Annotated in this window: 16 protein-coding genes; 3 read left to right on the top strand and 13 right to left on the bottom strand. The window is 45.2% G+C overall.

What is annotated here, in order from left to right:
• Positions 1-404: 404 nt before the first annotated feature.
• From secF to queA, 5 genes are all read right to left on the bottom strand, one after another.
• Positions 405-1,346, bottom strand: a complete 942-nt coding sequence (gene secF / locus IEW88_RS09665) for a protein translocase subunit SecF (RefSeq protein WP_053424351.1) — start codon at positions 1,344-1,346, stop codon at positions 405-407.
• A 9-nt stretch (positions 1,347-1,355) separates the two neighbouring features.
• Positions 1,356-3,206 (bottom strand): protein translocase subunit SecD, encoded by a 1,851-nt coding sequence (gene secD, locus IEW88_RS09660; protein ID WP_147904028.1) that lies wholly within the window; start codon positions 3,204-3,206, stop codon positions 1,356-1,358.
• Between the two features lie 12 nt (positions 3,207-3,218).
• Positions 3,219-3,557 (bottom strand): preprotein translocase subunit YajC, encoded by a 339-nt coding sequence (gene yajC, locus IEW88_RS09655; protein WP_053424349.1) that lies wholly within the window; start codon positions 3,555-3,557, stop codon positions 3,219-3,221.
• Positions 3,558-3,602: 45 nt separating this feature from the next.
• Complete coding sequence (gene tgt / locus IEW88_RS09650; RefSeq protein ID WP_053424348.1) at positions 3,603-4,736, bottom strand: tRNA guanosine(34) transglycosylase Tgt; 1,134 nt, start codon at positions 4,734-4,736, stop codon at positions 3,603-3,605.
• 110 nt (positions 4,737-4,846) lie between these two features.
• A complete protein-coding gene (gene queA / locus IEW88_RS09645) occupies positions 4,847-5,881 on the bottom strand; it encodes a tRNA preQ1(34) S-adenosylmethionine ribosyltransferase-isomerase QueA (protein ID WP_053424347.1) in 1,035 nt (344 codons plus the stop codon).
• Between the two features lie 182 nt (positions 5,882-6,063).
• On the opposite strand from queA, the gene IEW88_RS09640 reads away from it, so the two are divergent.
• Positions 6,064-6,816, top strand: a complete 753-nt coding sequence (locus IEW88_RS09640) for a substrate-binding periplasmic protein (protein ID WP_147904027.1) — start codon at positions 6,064-6,066, stop codon at positions 6,814-6,816.
• 3 nt (positions 6,817-6,819) lie between these two features.
• Here IEW88_RS09640 and IEW88_RS09635 read toward each other — a convergent pair whose 3' ends face one another.
• From IEW88_RS09635 to IEW88_RS09600, 8 genes are all read right to left on the bottom strand, one after another.
• Positions 6,820-7,731, bottom strand: a complete 912-nt coding sequence (locus tag IEW88_RS09635; RefSeq protein WP_147904026.1) for a hydrogen peroxide-inducible genes activator — start codon at positions 7,729-7,731, stop codon at positions 6,820-6,822.
• Positions 7,732-7,921: 190 nt separating this feature from the next.
• Positions 7,922-9,190, bottom strand: a complete 1,269-nt coding sequence (locus tag IEW88_RS09630) for an inorganic phosphate transporter (protein ID WP_147904025.1) — start codon at positions 9,188-9,190, stop codon at positions 7,922-7,924.
• Positions 9,191-9,209: 19 nt separating this feature from the next.
• Positions 9,210-9,884, bottom strand: coding sequence for a TIGR00153 family protein (locus tag IEW88_RS09625; protein WP_147904024.1), 675 nt, complete (start codon positions 9,882-9,884; stop codon positions 9,210-9,212).
• Positions 9,885-10,035: 151 nt separating this feature from the next.
• On the bottom strand, positions 10,036-10,746 hold the full coding sequence (phoU, locus tag IEW88_RS09620; RefSeq protein WP_053424343.1) for a phosphate signaling complex protein PhoU: 711 nt from the start codon (positions 10,744-10,746) through the stop codon (positions 10,036-10,038).
• Between the two features lie 90 nt (positions 10,747-10,836).
• Positions 10,837-11,649, bottom strand: a complete 813-nt coding sequence (gene pstB / locus IEW88_RS09615) for a phosphate ABC transporter ATP-binding protein PstB (RefSeq protein WP_221411401.1) — start codon at positions 11,647-11,649, stop codon at positions 10,837-10,839.
• A 76-nt stretch (positions 11,650-11,725) separates the two neighbouring features.
• Positions 11,726-13,405, bottom strand: a complete 1,680-nt coding sequence (gene pstA, locus IEW88_RS09610; RefSeq protein WP_053424341.1) for a phosphate ABC transporter permease PstA — start codon at positions 13,403-13,405, stop codon at positions 11,726-11,728.
• A 15-nt stretch (positions 13,406-13,420) separates the two neighbouring features.
• Positions 13,421-15,709: an ABC transporter permease subunit gene (locus IEW88_RS09605; protein ID WP_229670428.1), complete on the bottom strand. Its 2,289-nt coding sequence runs from the start codon at positions 15,707-15,709 to the stop codon at positions 13,421-13,423.
• A gap of 186 nt (positions 15,710-15,895) precedes the next feature.
• Entirely contained in the window at positions 15,896-16,876 is a 981-nt protein-coding gene (locus tag IEW88_RS09600) for a PstS family phosphate ABC transporter substrate-binding protein (RefSeq protein WP_053424340.1), read from the bottom strand.
• Positions 16,877-17,155: 279 nt separating this feature from the next.
• Here IEW88_RS09600 and IEW88_RS09595 point away from each other — a divergent pair, with 279 nt between their 5' ends.
• Positions 17,156-17,656 (top strand): glycine cleavage system transcriptional repressor, encoded by a 501-nt coding sequence (locus IEW88_RS09595; RefSeq protein WP_053424339.1) that lies wholly within the window; start codon positions 17,156-17,158, stop codon positions 17,654-17,656.
• Between the two features lie 110 nt (positions 17,657-17,766).
• The gene (gene ppk1 / locus IEW88_RS09590) at positions 17,767-19,875 is read left to right on the top strand and encodes a polyphosphate kinase 1 (protein WP_147904023.1); all 2,109 of its coding nucleotides are present in this window, start codon (positions 17,767-17,769) and stop codon (positions 19,873-19,875) included.
• Positions 19,876-19,879 lie beyond the last annotated feature (4 nt).

Here is a 19,879-nt window from a genome sequence, read left to right as displayed (position 1 = left end):
TGTTTAGCAGAACTCACACTGATGTTTTCGTTGTTCCGTCAGGTGCTTTTGTAGGGTAAACCTGTCCGAAGCAGACTGCTGAAAACTTCAACAACAAAGCTCTATACGTCTGTTATAACAAGTTTTACTTAGAGCGCCAAGGGCTAAAACCAGGCTAGTCAGACCAGAGAAAGGCAAAATGATAAAGCATGCAGTTTTCCTTCATCTTTAATCAGATACTTTTGACTAAAAACTGCGTAACTATGCAAAGGAGAAGAACGAGAATTAAATAAACCAAATAAAATCAAAAAGATAGAAAATAAATGTACACATAATAAGCAGACAACTTATGCAGGGCGAAATATTTTTTCTGCTACAAAAAATAAAGGCCGGAAACCGGCCTTTATCAGATTGGTCTTAAACAGTTAAAGCGAGGGCGTATTCTCGCCTTCTTTTTCAATCACTTCAGGTAACAAATCTTCGCGGCTTGCACCTAGTAACACAGCAATAGAACTTGCTACGTAAATTGAAGAATAAGTACCAATGGCAATACCAAACAATAAAGCGGCAGCGAAACCATGCAACAATGGGCCGCCTAAATAAAACAGCGCCACCAGTGACAAAGCGGTAGTGCCTGAGGTAATAGTAGTACGGCTCAGTGTAGAGGTAATAGCATCGTTCACTGTCTCTTCGACTGTGGCTTCACGCAACTTACGGAACATCTCACGGATACGGTCGAATACCACTATAGTATCGTTGATGGAATAACCGACCAAGGCTAACAAAGCTGCCAGCACGGTGAGATCAAACTCCATTCCGGTAATTGAGAACATCCCCATAGTCACTATCACATCGTGAATTAACGCAAGCACAGCACCTACTGAATAACGCCATTCAAAGCGGAAGGCGACATACATCATAATGCCGATAAAAGAGGCCAACAAAGCCAACATACCGTCATCTTTCAGCTCGTCACCGACTGAAGCACTCACCTGTTCAACGCGACGCTTGGTGACTTCGCCTTTTTCCACTTTTTGAATAGACTTAATGATCTGTTCGCCTACAACTGCCTGATCAACATCAGCCCTTGGTGCAATACGGATCATCACTTCAGTTGATGTACCAAAATATTGCACTATGGCATCAGGAAAACCGTCGGCCGCTAAAGCAGTACGGATTTTTGGCAAATCTGCTTGTTGCTCAAACCCTGCCTCTACCACTATACCGCCGGTAAAATCCAGACCAAAGTTAATACCTTTAGTAAAGATACTGAACAAGGACCCCAGTACCAACAACAAAGAAAGTATGATGGCCGGCGATTTGAAACGCATAAAATTGAGCGGTTCTTTAAAATCAAGAAACTTCATCATAATTCCTTATATAGGTAACTTTTCAACTTTACGGCCACCCCAGATCAGATTAACAAACAATCTGGACACGGTCACAGCGGTAAAGATAGAGGTGATAATACCCAAGGCTAAAGTCACAGCAAAACCTTTCACCGGGCCAGAACCTAAACCAAACAGGATAATCGCCACTAAGAAAGTAGTAATGTTGGAATCGGTAATAGTAGCAAAAGCTCTGTTATAACCTTCATGAATAGCTTGCTGCACAGAACGTCCATTCGCAAGTTCTTCCCGAATACGCTCGTTAATCAAGACGTTGGCATCAATCGCCATACCTATGGTCAGCAGGATACCCGCCATACCAGGTAAAGTCAGAGTGGCGCCAGGTACCATAGATAACACACCAATCAGTAGTACCACGTTACTGGCAAGCGCGACGTTGGCCACCATACCTACGCCTTTGTAGTACACCGCCATAAAAATCACAGTCAGCAGCATGCCCACCATAATAGCGTTAGTACCCAGCTCAATGTTCTCCTGACCCAGACTTGGGCCTATAGTACGTTCTTCTACAATTTGAATGGGAGCAATCAAAGCACCGGCACGTAATAACAGTGCCAAATTTTGCGCTTCAGCCGGACTGTCTACCCCTGTGATACGGAAACTGCGACCTAAACGCGCCTGAATAGTAGCGACGTTAATTACTTCTTCTTTTTTCTCAAGAATAGTGCGGCCTTGGGCGTCTTTTTTGTCCGTAGGCTTGTATTCAATGAATACAGTGGCCATTTGCTTACCAATAGCTTCTTTAGTGGCTTGCGAGAAGGTATTCCCCCCTTTGGCATCTAAATCGATATTCACCTGAGGACGGCTATACTCGTCGAAGCTACTATTGGCACCAATAATGTGGTTACCTGTCAGCATCACTCGTTTTTGCAGCAATACTGGACGACCCTGACGATCGTTATACAACTGTGCATTAGGCGGCACCCGACCGTCTATCGCACTTTGTAAATCACCAGCTTCATCTACCATACGAAATTCAAGAGTGGCCGTTGCACCTAAAATTTCTTTGGCGCGAGCTGTATCCTGCACACCGGGCAATTGGACCACGATACGCTCAGCGCCCTGGCGCTGCACTAAAGGTTCTGCCACACCAATGGCATTGACGCGGTTGCGGATGATGGTGATGTTTTGTGCCACTGCATCTTCACGTAATGCTTTGATTTTGATTTCACTAAAAGCTGCCACCAAGGTCAGATCATCAGCTTCGGTAAAAGTCATATCGCGGTCTTTACCGCTTAACAAGGTTTTAGCGGCAGCTAAATCTTCAGCACTACGGAAACTCAGGTTGACCTTTAAATTAGGCACGTCGGCAGTCACTGCACGGTAACGCACTTTGGCTTCACGTAAATCTGTGCGGTAGAGCAGCACTAAATCGTTAACGTTTTTTTCCATCGCAGTTTTCATGTCCACTTCCATCAGGAAATGCACACCACCACGTAAATCCAGACCCAATTTCATTGGGGCTGCACCTATAGCATCCAGCCAGGCCGGTGTAGCCGGAGCCAGATTTAACGCCGTAACGAAGTTGTCGCCCAAGATGTCATTAGCTACTTCACGGGCTTTTAACTGATCTTCTGTATTTAAAAAACGAACCAGCACCTGGCCTTTTTCCAATACAGCTGACTTCGGTGTTAAACCTTGTTGTGTAAAAGCTTTTTGCAGCTGTTCCACAGTTTGCTGAGTAACATCAGCACCACGGGTTGCATTGATTTGTAAGGACGGGTCATTGGGATAGAGATTCGGCAGGGCGTACAGCATGCTGACGCCCAGAACGATGATCACCAATAAGTACCGCCAGATAGAATTCTGGTTTAACACATTAAAATCCTTTTACAGTGATTTCATGGTGCCTTTCGGCAGTACGGCAGCGATAGCAGACTTCTGCACTGTGACTTCAGTGCTGTCGTTTAATGCGATAGCAACAAAATCTTTATCTTCTGCGATTTTAGCGATCCGACCCACTAAGCCACCTTGTGTTAAGACTTCATCACCTTTACCTAAAGCAGCCATCAGATTTTTATGCTCTTTGACACGTTTAGCTTGTGGACGGTAAATCAGGAAGTAGAAGATCAGACCAAAAGCCACCAGCATAATCAGTAAATCCCAACCACCACCAGCAGGTGCAGCAGCGGGAGTATTAGCATACGCATTGGAAATAAATAAACTCATTACATGTCCCCTAAAGTTTTAAATGAAAAAATTAAAAATGAACTCTTATTGTTCTGTCAGGCTATCTTCCAGCGGCGGTATATCCATACCCCGTTTCTGGTAAAACTCAGCCACAAAATCTTCCAGCTTTTGTTCAGCTATAGCTGCACGTAAGCCTTGCATTAACTTCTGATAATGATGCAAGTTATGGATGGTATTCAAGCGAGCGCCCAAAATCTCATTGCATCTGTCCAGATGGTGTAGATATGACCGAGAATAATTTTTACAAGTGTAGCAATCACATTCTGCATCTAAAGTTGAGGTGTCGTCTTTGTGTTTAGCGTTACGGATCTTAATCACACCAGTGCTGACAAACAAATGACCATTACGGGCATTGCGGGTTGGCATCACACAATCGAACATATCAATACCGCGGCGTACCGCTTCCACTATATCTTCAGGTTTACCCACACCCATTAAGTAACGTGGCTTGTGCTGTGGCATCTGGCCAGTAGTGTGATTAAGGATGTTAATCATATCCTCTTTCGGCTCACCTACGGATAAACCGCCTATGGCATAACCATCAAAGCCAATTTCTTCCAAACCTTGTAACGAGATATCCCGCAAATTCGGATACATACCGCCCTGAATAATACCAAAGAGCGCTGCCGGATTATCGCCATGTTCATCTTTACTGCGCTTAGCCCAGCGCAATGACATTTCCATTGATTTTTTGGCTTGCTGCTCTGTCGCCGGGTATGGCGTACATTCATCAAAAATCATCACGATGTCTGAGCCTAAATCACGTTGCACCTGCATGGAGCGCTCAGGTGTTAACATAATTTTTTCGCCATTGAGTGGTGAACGGAAAGTCACACCTTCTTCTTTGATTTTACGCAGTTCACCCAAGCTGAATACCTGGAAACCACCAGAATCCGTCAGAATAGGTTTGTGCCAGTGCATAAAATCATGCAAATCACCGTGTTTTTTGATGATTTCTGTGCCTGGGCGCAGCATTAAGTGGAAAGTATTACCTAAACAGATTTGTGCACCCGTCGCTTCCAGCTCTTCAGGCGTCATACCTTTGACTGTGCCATAAGTGCCCACAGGCATAAATGCAGGAGTTTCAACAATGCCGCGCTCGAATACGAGACGACCACGACGGGCCTTGCCGTCGGTTTTTAACAATTCAAATTTCACGTGCTACCTCAGTCTCTGCCAGAAAAACAGTCCGGCTTTTTTCGCGCACGATTGTAGCAGAACAAAAGGCCAAACCCCACCCTTAAAGCGGGATCTGGCTTGTGACGAATTTAGAGAATAAGCATCGCATCGCCGTAAGAATAAAAACGATATTCTTGCTCTATGGCGGTTTGATAGGCCCGCATCACATAGTCTTTTTGACTAAAAGCACTGACCAGCATAATCAGAGTGGACTCCGGCAGATGGAAGTTGGTGATCAAACCATCAATGACCTGAAACTGATAACCAGGGTAAATAAAAATTTTAGTATCGCCGCTGTAAGGCTGTAATGCCTTGCCTTGCTGTAATGCAATTTGAGCGGCAGATTCAAGCGAGCGCACCGAAGTAGTGCCTACAGCTACTACTCGGTTACCGCGGGCTTTACAGGCGTGAATGGCGTCCACCACTGCCTGATCCACTTCGATGTACTCCGCGTGCATCTGATGATCCAGTACATTATCCACCCGTACCGGCTGAAAAGTACCAGCCCCGACATGCAAAGTGACATAAGCAAACTCTACACCTTTAGCTTTTAAAGCAGCTAATAATGGCTCATCAAAATGCAAACCAGCAGTGGGCGCCGCGACAGCACCGGGCTTCTGATTATAGACAGTCTGATACCGCTGTTTATCTTCGTCGCTGTCAGGTCGGTCTATGTAAGGTGGCAGTGGCATATGCCCCAATCTGTCCAGCATCCCAAGCAAAGGTTCATCACCCAACAACTCCAGCTCAAATAAGGTGTCATGGCGCTGCAGCATTTTTAGCTTTGTGTTGTCATCAACCAGAATAATAGTATCTGGCTTTGGTGCTTTACTGGCGCGCACATGAGCTAAAAAGCGCTGACTATCCAGTACACGCTCAAGCAGAATTTCAACTTTACCGCCTGATTCTTTTTGACCAAATAAACGGGCTGGTATGACTCGGGTATTGTTAAATACCAATAAATCACCGCTGTTGAGTTGTGCTACCAAATCAGTGAACACCAGATGGGATAACTCACCTGTCTGGCGCTGCATTTTTAATAAACGACTGCTGGAACGTTCAGCCTTAGGAAAACGAGCGATCAGCTGCTCTGGCAGCTCAAAGGAAAAATCTTTTACTTGCATGTTATCTAGTCCGCTTTACCGACAAACTTTATTCCATCGGCTTTGATGCCGACATCCAAAGCGCTTTTACAGCGCGGCGTGCAGTCTACAAAGATGTTTTTTTCAACACAAGCTGTTTTTCCCAGCTGACACTGAGCACGAAATTTTCAGCTAAGCTTTGGAAAAACCAGAGACTCCTTCGTATGAATAATTACCTGCACTTGCTGCTGTTTAGTTTTTTAGTCTCACACACTGTTTTTGCCGAGCCAAAGGCACCGGCTGAACTTCATATCAGTACGCCTGTCTGGCCAGGCTTTACCAATGCCGACAGCAGTGGTGCTTACGCTGATTTGTTCCGTTTTATTTACCAAAAAGAACAGACTCAGCTGGTCTGGCATTTCAGTAATTACAGCCGCGCCATAGCACTGGTGCAACAAGGCAAATATCATATGGTGCCGGGACTGTCAGCGTATAAATCTCCCCGGCAGCACAATGCATTAGTGCTGTCAGAACAGCCTTTTGACACTGATTTAATAGTAGCCATTTACAACCCATCTCATACAACCGCGCCAGAACTGACCAAACTGCAGCATTATAAACTGGCTTGGGATCTGGCCTACGATTTACATTTAGTGCTGGGGTTAACGGAAAAAGGTTATGAGGTGTCGGATATTAAACAAGGACTGGAGCTGGTAAAAAATCGGCGGGTAGATATCTATCTGGCGGAAAAAAGTGAGCTGTTGCAATACCTGCAAGGTGAAACACCAATCAAACTGCAGCCTCTTCTATACAAGGAGTTACTACGAGACCCTATTTATCTGGCTTTTGCCGATAATGAAGCCGGTCTGGCGTTTAAAACTATCTGGGATCAACGTTTTAATGAGTTATATAAAACAGGTCAGTTGAAAACTTTTTATCGCCGCTATCCCCAACTGACCTTACCTAGACCAGATTAAGCCTTAGTCACTGCATTTTTGTTGCAGTACTTCAGTAATTAACTGCGCCATCTGACGATAACTGCGTAGCTTACTGGAGGTTGGACGCCAGGCCACGCCAATATCCCTATACGCCTGACCTGAACCTGGCTTCTGCGCCACCAACTCAGTGCCTCGCAGTAAACCGCTGTTAATTGCCATCTGTGGCATAAAAGTCACACCCAGCTTGTTGTTTACCATCTGACTTAAGGTATGCAGACTGGTAGCGAAAAACGGATTTACTTTACGGTTATCATCCAGCTCACAAGCCTTCACTGCATGACCTGTCATGCAGTGCTCCCGCTCCAGCAGGAAAATACTTTCATCCGGCCACTGGCTGATGTCCTGCTGAAAACCACGCTCCAGCCAGTCTTTGTGCAGTACAAGTTTAAAAGGATCTTGTGCCAGCACTTCGGTGTGTAAAGTGCCAGTGTCATAGGGCAAAGCTAACAGCACGAGATCCAACCGGCCTTCAATTAAGGACTGTAATGAGTTCTCGGTCGTGTCTTCGCGCAGTAATAATTGCAGTTCAGGAAAACGCTCACGCGCTAAAGCCATCACTTCACTCAGTACAAAGGGAGCAATAGTTGGAATACAACCTAAACGCAAAGGTCCTGCCATTGGCTTGCCCTGACATTTGGCAAACTCAGTCAGCTCCTCGCATTGTTCCACTATATAACGAGCCTGGCGTACGACATCTTCCCCCAAAGGGGTAAAAATAAAAGTCTTATGATCACGCTCCAGCAGTTGCGCATTCATTGTCTCTTCCAGGTTAGCAATAGCGGCACTTAAAGTGGACTGGCCTATATAACAAGCTTCAGCAGCTCGGCCGAAATGCTGATGCTCATGCAATGCCAAAAGGTACTGCAGTTGTTTGATACTGGGAACACGTTTCATCTTTTATTCCGATGATTAAGCTTAGTTAAAACCAATTTAATCGAATAATACCGAAAAAGCAAAGCCACAGCTCTGAGCTATGCGACGAAGCCAGACAAAGCATTGCCAACAGTTGCGGCATTATGCCCCTCTATGGAGATAAAAAAATCCCGGCGATAAGCCGGGATCCTCAGAAAGGCAAACAATGGCATTAAGCGCCAAATATCGCCTTGATGATGTAGAAAAATACGATAGCTAAACCCGCGCCTACAGGCAAAGTAACAACCCAAGATACAAAGATGTTACGGATCACGCCCAAATTCAGCGCTGCTATACCGCGAGCCATACCTACACCTAATACAGCACCCACCAGAGTTTGAGTGGTAGAGATAGGCAAACCTATACCTGAGGCAATGACTACTGTACTGGCCGCTGCAATTTCAGCAGCAAAACCACGGCTTGGCGTCAGGTGGGTGATGTTTTCGCCTATAGTGCGGATCACTTTAGCACCCAAAGTTGCCAGACCTATTACGATACCTACAGCACCTAAAGGAAGGATCCACCAGTCTAATGCTACTTTATCCAGGATCTGACCGCCGGACTGGATAATACCTACTACGGCAGCCAAAGGTCCTATTGCATTAGCAACATCGTTTGAACCATGAGCGAAAGCCATACAACAGGCAGTGAAAATCATCAGAATACCGAAGATACGCTCTACGTTATTAAAATGCATTTCCTTATCAGCTTCAGGATCGATTTTCAGACGGCTGATCGCAAATTTACCAATCAACGCTACGGACAAGGCAATACCAAAACAAACCAGCAAACCTTCAGAAGTAGACAGGTTCAAACCTACGTGTTTTAAACCTTTACTGACGGTGACAAAAGCCATGATAAAAGCGGCGAAAAACATATAAAAAGGTACGTACTTTTTTGCCGCTTCCAAAGGTTTATCTGTATCAAAAATCAAGCGCTGAGCACTCATAAAAATCAGATAAGCCAGAATACCAGAAAGTACAGGTGTCACGACCCAACTACCAACTATGCTTGTCACCTCATCCCAGTGCACGTATTCCATGCCTACGCCAACAGAGGCAAAGCCGATGATAGCGCCAACAATAGAATGTGTCGTAGACACAGGCCAGCCAAAATGAGTAGCGACCAATAACCAGGTACCAGCCGCCAATAAAGAAGCAATCATGCCATACACTAAAAGTTCTGGCACAGCTTTAAAAGCTTCCGCATCGACTATGCCGCTGCGGATAGTGGATGTCACTTCACCACCTGCTAACCAGGCACCGGCCGCTTCAAAAATTGCAGCAACAATCAGAGCCTGTTTCAGAGTCAAAGCTTTAGAGCCTACTGAGGTTCCCATAGCGTTGGCAACGTCATTCGCCCCGACACCATAGGCCATAAAAAAGCCAAATACAGCGGCAATAATAATCAGCAATAAGCCGTATTGAGAAATAATTTCCATCGTTGAATTACCTTAAGAATTAACGGGCTAACATGATTTCGAGTCGTGAACCTACTTTTAAGGCTGAATCAGCTAAGTCGCCAACCCACTCCAAAGTACGGTACAGAAACATCACATCAACCGGATTCATTTCGGCTTCTGCTTTACGGACAAATTTGCGCAGACTGATTTGCAACTGATCGGTGTCATGTTCAATTTCGTCAATACGTTCAACCATTTTGATCACCAACTCTACTTCACGGCCACGGAAACCCGTTTCCAGCAGTTCGTCCAGTTCGTTAATGGCTTCACAGGCTAATTCAACGGCGTCGATGCAACGCTGTAAATAGGCTTTAAACTCCACCTGAATAGGCATAGGAATTTCTAATTCGCGACCTAAAACACGACCAGTAATATCTTTGGCTTTGTTCGCAATTTTATCTTGTTGCGATACCAGTTCCAGCAGATCCGTTCTGTCGACAGGTAAAAATAATCCACGTGGCAAATGCACACGGATATCACGTTTTAATTTGTCAGCATCCTTTTCTAACGCTACAAGTGCTTTGCGAACTTCAGCCGCTTTTTCCCAGTCTCTTAAAAATACTGCATCGAAAAATGGTAGTAATAACAGGCTGGCATCAAATACCTTTTTGATGTGTTCTTCTAAAGGCTTGATTGGTGATTTCGCAAAAACCGCCAAAAAATGATTTGGCATAAGTGTGCCTCTTGCTGTTGAGTTAATGAAAACCGGCGCGCATTGTACTGCAATCAAGATGTAATAAAAACGTCTTAAACAGCAGTAATAAGAAAAGCCTGATAAAACATAGTTTTTATCAGGCTTTTATGACAGATTTATGGGGAAATTTTTAACTACGGGCGTCTTGCTCTAGTCTTTCATCATCAGCATGACGCACGTCTTTGCCTTTGACCAAAAAGACAATGTATTCCGCAACGTTCTTACAGCGATCGCCAATACGCTCCATCGAGCGGGCAGACCACAATACATTCATGATCTTAGGGATAGAACGTGGATCCTCCATCATATAAGTCATCAGCTGACGGGTGATGGCTTCGTATTCGCGGTCCACTTTTTTATCTTCACGGTGCACAGCTAAAGCTGCTTCTACGTCCATACGCGCAAAAGCATCCAACACATCATGCAACATTTGGGCGACATGGCGGCCCATATTGTCCAAATTGACCAATAAGTCTTGCTGAGCGCTGTTAAAGGACTCCAACGCCACTTTAGCAATACGCTCAGCTTCGTCGCCGATACGTTCTAAATCAGAAATAGTTTTGACGATCGCCATAATCAGACGCAAATCACTGGCCGCTGGTTGGCGCTTGGCAATAATTCGGGTGCACTCGTGGTCAATTTTAATTTCCCAGTCGTTGACCTTTAAATCATTGGCAATCACCTGACGGGCTAATTCAGCATCACTACTGGCAATTGCATTTAAAGCGTCAGCCAGTTGCTGCTCAATTAAACCGCCCATTGCCATCACATGGTTACGAACCTGCTCAATTTCTTCGTTGAACTGGCTGGAAATGTGCTTCGTTAAATTCATTTTATCCATCGCTTTCCCCTCCAATACCCAAGCTCTTGCATTTCTCGTTCAGTTTAACCTTGCGGCTACTGCAATTACTTTGGATATGACTTTAATTAATTAACCAAAACGACCTGTGATGTAATCTTCAGTTTGTTGCTGCGATGGATTGGTAAACATCTTATTGGTGGCATCAAACTCAATTAAATCACCCATATACATAAAGGCAGTATAGTCGGATACCCGGGCAGCCTGTTGCATATTGTGGGTAACAATCACAATAGTGTATTTATCTTTCAGCTCATAAATCAGCTCTTCAATTTTCAGTGTAGAAATAGGGTCCAAAGCTGAAGCGGGTTCATCCAGCAACAAGACTTCTGGTTCAATCGCAATAGCGCGGGCGATCACCAGACGTTGCTGCTGACCACCGGACAGACCAAAAGCGTTGTCATGCAGACGATCTTTCACTTCATTCCACAAGGCGGCCCCTTTGAGTGAAGTTTCTACCACTTCATCCAGAATACGTTTGTCTTTGACGCCTTGCAGACGCAGGCCATAGGCTACGTTCTCATAAATACTTTTTGGAAAAGGATTCGGCTTCTGGAACACCATACCAACCTGACGGCGCAGCTCAGCTACGTCCACTTTCGGGTCGTAGATATTCTGGCTATCCATTAAAATCTCACCTTCAATACGACAAATATCCACTAAGTCATTCATCCGGTTAAAACAACGTAATAAAGTCGACTTACCGCAGCCTGAAGGACCGATAAAAGCTGTGACACGCTTCTCCGGTATTGTCATATTGACGCTTTTTAACGCCAGTGCATCACCGTAATACAGTTTCAGATCATTAACCTGAAGTTTGATTTTTTCATCCGATAATTTCAATTCGGTTTCTACCGGTGGAGCTGTTAATTTATCTTGATTCATCTTCGTTACCATTCTATGAATTTGGTCTGTGAAATTGGCTTAGCATACAAGGCCTGCCATCCAGGCCCGTCGCGTTCTAATCTGTATCGCTGCGGTATTTTTCACGTAATCTGTTACGCATATAAATAGCCGCCATATTCAGCACCACAATCAATAACACCAGGACCAGCGCAGTGGCATAGAGCAAAGGGCGCGAGGCTTCGACGTTTGGACTCTGGAAACCCACATCAAACACATGGAAACCTAAGTGCATGATCTTTTGGTCTAAATGAATAAACGGAAAGTTGCCATCTATAGGTAAAGTCGGAGCTAACTTCACTACCCCAACCAGCATCAACGGCGCTACCTCACCTGCAGCACGGGCCACAGCTAAGATTAAACCTGTCATCATAGCCGGAGTCGCCAGCGGCACTACCACTTTCCATAAAGTTTCAGATTTAGTCGCGCCCAGCGCCAGACTACCCATACGAATAGTACTTGGAATACGGGACAAGCCTTCTTCGGTGGAGACAATCACTACGGGCAGAGTTAACAAGGCCAGCGTTAATGAAGCCCAGAATAAACCCGGAGTACCAAAAGTCGGGCTTGGCAAAGCTTCAGGGTAAAACAGCTGGTCTATGCTGCCGCCCATGATGTAAACAAAGAAACCTAAACCAAAGACACCATAAACAATAGAAGGTACACCAGCCAGGTTATAGACCGAAATCCGGATGATCTTCAGAAGTGGCCCTTGTTTGGCATATTCGCGAAGGTAAATAGCGGCCAGTACACCAAAAGGCGTAACGATAATAGCCATTAAAATCACCATGGTGACAGTACCAAAAATGGCCGGGAAAATACCACCTTCAGTATTAGCTTCACGCGGCTCTTCTGTCAGAAAACCTGCTATACCACTGAAATAATGTCTGGTTTTTTGCCAGACCGACATATCGTTAGGTGCATAGGCGTTCACAATATTTGCCAGCGAAATAGTCACTTCACGCCCTTCAGCTGTGCGCGCTATCAAGGTGTCACGGTTGGACTCTGCGCGTAGTTGATCCAGTTTTTGCTGGATCACTTCGTATTCATCGCTCAATACTTTGTTTTCAGCAGCAGCCTGAGCTTTAAACTCAGCCAGTTCAGCTTCTGAGACTTGCTCCAACACCAGACGACGCTCGGTTAAACGCAACTTCTCAATCTGATTGTTGATACGGCTGATGTCATTTTTTTCGATATCTTTCATTTGTTGAAAGATAGCGTTCGCACGCTCAACCCGTTGCATCAGCTCCGGCCACATAGCCACACCTTCTGCAATCAGCTTATCCCCTTCGGTCAGCTTTAACGGAAAACCATAAAAGTTACCGCGTTCACGGCGCTCCAGTGCAATAGCACCTTCTGGCACGGTCCAACCACTGATCTCATAATCCATATACCAGGAAAAGTCGCGGCCGTAGACATCACGGTTACCTACTTTCACCAGATAACGGGTGACAGACTCCAGTTCTGCCGGCACTGTCGCGCCCGATTCACGCAGCATCACAGCGGACACTGTCTCAGCACGCACCAACTCACCCATAATGGTTTTTTTCTGGCCTGATTCTGGTGCCCATTCCGTTTGCTGCAAATCTGCAGGCCAGAAATGACTGCCACCACGCACTACAATCAAACCTAACACACCCACCACCATCACCAGACACAGGGCGATGGCACCGGCGTTTAACCAAATCCAGGGAGTCCCTGATCTGAACCAGGCTGTTACGCCAAATAAAGATTTCATCAAAGTGCCCCTTAATTACAGATTGCTGAAGCGTTGACGTAAACGCTGCCGTATCACTTCGGCGAGGGTATTAAAGACAAAGGTAAAGACGAAAAGCACCAATGCTGCCAGGAACAATACCCGGAAGTGCGTGCTGCCTACTGCGGTTTCAGGCAGTTCAACCGCAATATTGGCGGATAACGTACGCATACCTTCAAAGATATTGAAGTTCACCACCGGGCTGTTGCCTGTGGCCATTAATACGATCATAGTTTCACCCACGGCGCGGCCAAAGCCCACCATCACAGCAGCAAATACACCAGGGCTTGCTGTAGGTAACACAACACCGACCATGGTTTGCCATGGCGTTGCGCCTAAAGCCAATGAGCCCTGAGTTAAATGGCGAGGTACGTTAAAAATCGCATCTTCGGCAATGGAGAAGATATTTGGAATTACCGCAAAACCCATGGCAATCCCTACAATCAGCGCATTACGCTGGTCATAATTAATGCCGTTGTCGGTAAACCACTGACGTAAGCTGCCATCAAAGAAAGTGTTATCAATCATTGGGCTGGCGCTAATCGCCAGATAACCAAACAAAATAATGACCGGCACTAAAAAGGCTGCTTCCCAGCCTAAACCGAAACGGTTACGGACAGATTCCGGCATATAACGCCATAAGTACGCGGCTGCCAGCATCATAAATGGCATCAGCAGCAGAATGGCAAATACAGCACTTAGATACTCTTCAATAAAGGGCGCCAGCCATAAACCAGCCAGGAATCCCAGAATGACGGTGGGTAAAGCAGCCATAATTTCGATGGTTGGTTTGACCTTACCGCGTAGCACTGGCGTCATAAAGTAGGCGACATAAATCGCGCTCATGATGGCAAGTGGTGTCGCAAATAACATGGCAAAAAAGGCAGCTTTTAGCGTACCTATCGCTAGCGGCACCATGCTCATTTTGGCTTCAAATTCATCAGAACCCGCAGAGGCCTGCCAAATATATTTGCCTTCATCACGGCCTTCGTACCAAACTTCATTCCATAGCGCAGTATAGGATACATCCGGATGAGCATTTTCCAGCTCAAACTTGTGCATCTGACCTTTGTCGTCCAGCATCAGGAAATTAGTATTGATAGGCGATATAGCAATTTGTTTTGCCACCAAGCCATCATCAAAGCTTTCTAAAAACAAAGTGCGGGCTGAAGTGCCGTAATGAATACCTAAATGACCTTTATCATCTATGGCCATAAAACCTTTACGGGAGTACTCAGAATCAATTTGAGTGATGGCACCGGGGTGCTTCTCAAAATCGCGGATTTGTTTTAAGTCAAAGTTGTTGTGCTGATCCCGCACTAAAAACCACTGGCTTAATTCACCTGTAGAGGAGCCCACCACCAAGGACACAGTACCGACCAGAAACTCCATAGCGGTGATTTGTGCACCTGAAGGCACTGCATTCACACTTTGGACTAAACGCGCTTCTTGTGGGTTGTTAATAGCGTAATAATGGATTTGACCTTGGCTATCAGCAACAAACAAATTCTGAAAGGTATTATCGATCAGAATTTTACTGGCAGATTTCGGCGGGTCTGGCAACGTATAATCCGTGCGCACTACGGTCGTTTCGCCGGTCAGGAATACAGTTTCTGCCACCATATTCGACAAGACTAAACGACCATCAGCCGTATACGCACTCAACATCCGGTTTTCATCTTTTTCCTGTATAGCAACAGCCACCAGAGCCTGGCCTTGCGCATCGACCTGCAGCGGCGCTTCGCCTAATGGATAACTGACCTTTGGATTCACCTGCCGTTTGTCATTAGGATAACTCAGCAGATACTCGTGCTTAGCAATTAATGCCTGGCCATTGGATAAACCTAAAATAATAGTGCCAGTACGTGGGTCTGCTTTACCAAAGGCAGTCACTGTGGCGCCAGCGGGTAAAGCCAGTTGAACTTGTTGCTTTATTTCACCCGTTTCAGCGTTAAAAAACTGCAACTTCGCATCTGAGCTGACTGTTAATCCCACCTCACCGTAGCGCTCAATACTGCTATGCAGCGGTTGTGCAGCAGGGCTTTGATAGCTGGTTTTCTGTTCTACTGAAGCGGAAGAAAACAAAGGCCCTACTTCAGAAAACAGATAAACAAATATAGTGGCAAAAGCCAGCACCACACTGATGCCGGCAAAGCTGATGCCATATTTGGAGATTTTATCTTTAATAGCACGCCAGCGCCGTAATCGGGCCCGACGTTCACCAGTTGGCAGCAAAGAACGCGGAGAATCACCGACAGACTGCTGACTTGGATGGGTTGAGTGCATAGTTGCGATACCACCAGTTACTTTAAGATGCTGGCAACTATAGTAGAGTTTTATGACGGAAATATTACAGAGTGGTTTTTTGTCATATAAATGACACAAAACAAGTCAGGTAGAAATAAATCAAACTATTGTTTTTAATAGAAAAAACAAGGCACCCAGAAGGTGCCTTGTTGTAATCAATACAACTTATTTAATGCCTAAATCAGCCAGAGCTTTCGCAGCCACTGTCGCCGGTACTGGCACATAACCGTCGTGCGCAACTACGTCCTGACCATTTTTCGACAATACGAAGCGAACAAATTCACGCTCTAAAGGCAGCATTTCTTTGTTTGGATGCTTGTTGACATAAACATACAGGAAACGTGATAACGGGTATTTACCATCTAAAGCGTGGTCTGCATTGGGTGCATAAAACGGCTCGCCTTCTTTTTTCGCTAAAGGTAAAGCACGCACGCTTGATGTGATATAGCCGATACCTGAGTAGCCGATACCGTTGATAGATTCACTAATACCCTGAACTACTGAAGCAGAACCTGGCTGTTCGTTAATGCTGGATTTAAAGTCGCCGCCACACAACGCCACATCTTTAAAGTAACCATAAGTACCAGACACTGCATTACGACTGTACATAGTGAAATCACGGTTTGCCCAAGCGCCTTCCATACCTAATTGACCCCAACGAGTCACATCTTCTTTGTAACCACATTTACGAGTTGCAGAGAAAATAGCGTCGACCTGAGCAATAGTCAGACCTTTTAGCGGGTTGTCTTTGTTAACGTAGACAGCTAACAAATCGATAGCGACTGGAATAGCCATTGGCTTATAACCGTACTTAGCTTCGAAATCCTGCACTTCTGATGGCTTCATCGCACGGCTCATAGGGCCAAAGTTTGACGTGCCTTCAGTTAAGGCGGTAGGAGCAGTGGAAGAACCAGCGCCCTGGATTTGAATATTCACGTTCGGGTATTGTTTACGGAATTCTTCAGCCCATTTAGTCATCAGGTTGTTTAACGTATCAGAACCTATGCTGGAAATATTGCCTGAAACACCTGTGGCTTTCACATAAGCAGGTAATTTAGGATCGGCTTCGATAATGGCCGCCTGAGCGGTCAGGCCTAAACTGGCTGCGATCAAACTTAATGAAGTTAATAACTTTGCTACTTTCACGTTGCTCTCCTCACAACAGACGACATGTCTGCTCGTGGTTCAGGTTGTTTTCTGAGACTCATCATAAGAAAGAAATATGACACTAATATGACGAAACAAAAGAACATCTTTTGAGCTGCATCAGTTTTTTTGAAATTGTCTGAAGAATTGCGACGACTTGACTGTCAAAAACTAGCCAGAGGGCTACAATGGGGTAAGCCAAATCTGGCTAACTCACTGTTTTTTCATAAATGTTTTGCATTTTTATCAGTTTTCCGCCGTTTCCGGGAGTAAGGTTGTATGAAGCAGTTAATTTTAACCGTTATAGGTCAAGATAAAGCAGGTTTAGTAGAACAACTCGCCACTGTGATTGCCAGCCATCAGGGTAATTGGATGGCCAGTAACTTGAGTCATTTGGGTGGATATTTCGCTGGTATATTGCAACTTGAAGTGCCTGAAGAACATTTGTTTGGGTTAACAACAGAATTAGAACGCATGTCTGATCTGGATATTAAAATTCAGCAAGGTCTGGATTCAGAAATACATCCGGATAAACAGCTGCAATTTGTTATTACTGGCAATGACAGACCGGGCATAGTGCGCGAGTTATCCAGCGTGATCAAACACAAAGGCGCCAATATCACTCATTTTGAAAGCTCCAAACAAAGTGCTCCAAACTGGGGGGTACCTTTGTTTCACGCCATAGCTACAGTTCAACTGCCTGCAGGACTCAATAAAGATGAAGTGGTGAAAGCTCTGGAAGCGATAGCCTCTGACGTCGTAGTTGATGTTGAGCATTAACAGGCTGTAAGAAATATTCCTGTATATAAAGGATCAAGGCTATTGATCCTTTCATCAGTCTGTCATAAAACTGCCATAGAGTAGCTCCTACACCCGATCAGGAGCGCGTTATGGTCATTACAGAGCTAATACATACTGTGAGCGATACGAATTATTTTCCCCGAGAATTAAGCTGGCTGTCTTTTAATGGCCGAGTGCTGCAAGAAGCTGCGGATGAGCGCAACCCGTTGATTGAGCGATTACGCTTTTTAGGTATTTACTCCAACAACATGGATGAGTTTTTCCGGGTTCGGGTCGCGGATGTCAAACGCCGTATCCTGCTGAAAAAATACCATGCTGACGAGCAGGAAGACGCTGAACAGTTACTGCACGATATTCAGCATATAGTGCTGCATATGGGTGAGCGCTTTAACAAAATTTATGACGACTTACAGCAGGAACTGCGTAAACACAATATTGAGTTAATTGATAACTTTAAACTGACCGATGCTCAGGCGCAGTGGGCCAGAAGTTTCTATCGCAGCGAAATACAGAGGCATTTATCACCCATTATTTTATCAGCGGAAGAAGTCAAACTCGCCAAGCATTTAGAAGATAACGCCACCTATCTGATGGTCGAGATGACGGGAGCCAACAAAGCCGAATACGCCATAGTGCAGGTGCCTACCGATGCGATGTCACGTTTTGTTGAACTGCCGCTGCATTTAAACAAAAGCAAAAAGAAAGGCCGCTATCGCCGGCAGATTATTTTGCTCGACGACATCATAGTGCACTGCTTAAAAGATTTGTTTAATGGCTTTTTTGACTTCTGTGAAATTCAGGCCTTCTCACTGAAGCTGACCCGTGACGCCGAATACAATATCAGTGACACACTGGATCAGTCTTTGATTGACAAGATGTCCAAAGGCATTAAACAACGCTTAAAGTCTGAGCCTGTTCGTATGGTGTATGACAGCCATATGCCAGAACATATGCTGAAAATGTTGAAAAAGCTGCTCGGCTACAGCTCTTACGATTCCTTAATTCCTGGTGGTAAATACCGCAACTTTAAAGACTTTATCGGCTTTCCAAATATTGGCCATCCGTCTTTAGAATTTCCACCTATGCCGGTATTAAAAAGCCCGGAATTTGAACGCCACACCACCAGTTTTGAAGCGATCCGTACTTCAGATATCTTGTTGTACTACCCTTATCACAGCTTTGGTTATTTCACGGAATGGGTACGTCAGGCCTCTTTTGACCCCAAAGTCACCAGTATTAAAATGACCATGTACCGAGTCGCTAAAAACTCCCGGGTGATCCACTCTTTGCTGGATGCGGTGCGTAATGGCAAACAAGTGACAGTGGTCGTCGAGTTAAAAGCCCGTTTTGATGAAGAAAACAACATCAACTGGGCACGACGCATGACAGAAGCAGGTATTGAAGTGATCTTTGGTCTGCAGACCTTAAAAATTCACTCCAAACTCTGTTTAATCACCCGGCAGGAAAAAGGCAAAACTCAGAAGTTTGCTCATGTAGGCACAGGTAACTTTAACGAGAAAACCGCCCGAATATACACAGATATGAGCTTGTTCACCTGCCATAGCGAAATTTGTGACGAAGTGGATCAGGTGTTTGAGTTTATTCAGTACAGCTACAAGCCGTTCCAATTTAACCATTTGATTGTCTCTCCAACCTGGAGCCGGCCTAAACTGAGTGCCTTGATAGAACGTGAAACCAGTTTTGCTACTTCTGGTCGAAAAGCTGAAATTACGCTGAAAATCAATAACCTGGTGGATAACCAGATCATAGATTTACTCTATAAAGCCAGTATGGCAGGAGTGAAGATCCGTATTATGGTGCGCGGTATGTGTTCGCTGATCCCTGGTATTAAAGGCTTGAGCGACAATATTCATGTCACAAGTGTCCTGGACAGATTCCTTGAGCATGCCCGGGTTTATGTATTTAACAATGGCGGCGAAACGGACTTGTATATCTCCTCCGCCGACTGGATGACACGAAATCTGGATCAAAGGGTCGAAGTGGGTGTGCCTATTTACGATGCAGCTATTAAGCAGCAAATTCTGACCACACTGGATATCCAGTGGCATGACAACGTCAAGGCGCGGATTATTGATAAAGATCAAAGCAACCACTATGTAAAAAGAGGCAATAAGCGTAGCATTCGCTCCCAACAGGAAATCTATGACTACTTTGCTGTGTTGCAGCAATCCACTTAGGCCG

It is taken from the genome of Rheinheimera tangshanensis, from assembly GCF_014645135.1.
Classification (GTDB): domain Bacteria; phylum Pseudomonadota; class Gammaproteobacteria; order Enterobacterales; family Alteromonadaceae; genus Pararheinheimera; species Pararheinheimera tangshanensis.
The sequence above is the reverse complement of the archived record's forward strand: the minus strand, read 5'-3'. Positions and strand labels throughout refer to the sequence as shown.

Bases quoted from the DNA above. Each gene is read 5' to 3' on its own strand.
- secF (WP_053424351.1), bottom strand. From the start codon at position 1,346: ATGAAGTTTCTTGATTTTAAAGAACCGCTCAATTTTATGCGTTTCAAA.
- yajC (WP_053424349.1), bottom strand. From the start codon at position 3,557: ATGAGTTTATTTATTTCCAATGCGTATGCTAATACTCCCGCTGCTGCA.
- queA (WP_053424347.1), bottom strand. From the start codon at position 5,881: ATGCAAGTAAAAGATTTTTCCTTTGAGCTGCCAGAGCAGCTGATCGCT.
- IEW88_RS09640 (WP_147904027.1), top strand. From the start codon at position 6,064: ATGAATAATTACCTGCACTTGCTGCTGTTTAGTTTTTTAGTCTCACAC.
- IEW88_RS09635 (WP_147904026.1), bottom strand. From the start codon at position 7,731: ATGAAACGTGTTCCCAGTATCAAACAACTGCAGTACCTTTTGGCATTG.
- IEW88_RS09630 (WP_147904025.1), bottom strand. From the start codon at position 9,190: ATGGAAATTATTTCTCAATACGGCTTATTGCTGATTATTATTGCCGCT.
- IEW88_RS09625 (WP_147904024.1), bottom strand. From the start codon at position 9,884: ATGCCAAATCATTTTTTGGCGGTTTTTGCGAAATCACCAATCAAGCCT.
- phoU (WP_053424343.1), bottom strand. From the start codon at position 10,746: ATGGATAAAATGAATTTAACGAAGCACATTTCCAGCCAGTTCAACGAA.
- pstB (WP_221411401.1), bottom strand. From the start codon at position 11,649: ATGAATCAAGATAAATTAACAGCTCCACCGGTAGAAACCGAATTGAAA.
- pstA (WP_053424341.1), bottom strand. From the start codon at position 13,405: ATGAAATCTTTATTTGGCGTAACAGCCTGGTTCAGATCAGGGACTCCC.
- IEW88_RS09605 (WP_229670428.1), bottom strand. From the start codon at position 15,709: ATGCACTCAACCCATCCAAGTCAGCAGTCTGTCGGTGATTCTCCGCGT.
- IEW88_RS09595 (WP_053424339.1), top strand. From the start codon at position 17,156: ATGAAGCAGTTAATTTTAACCGTTATAGGTCAAGATAAAGCAGGTTTA.
- ppk1 (WP_147904023.1), top strand. From the start codon at position 17,767: ATGGTCATTACAGAGCTAATACATACTGTGAGCGATACGAATTATTTT.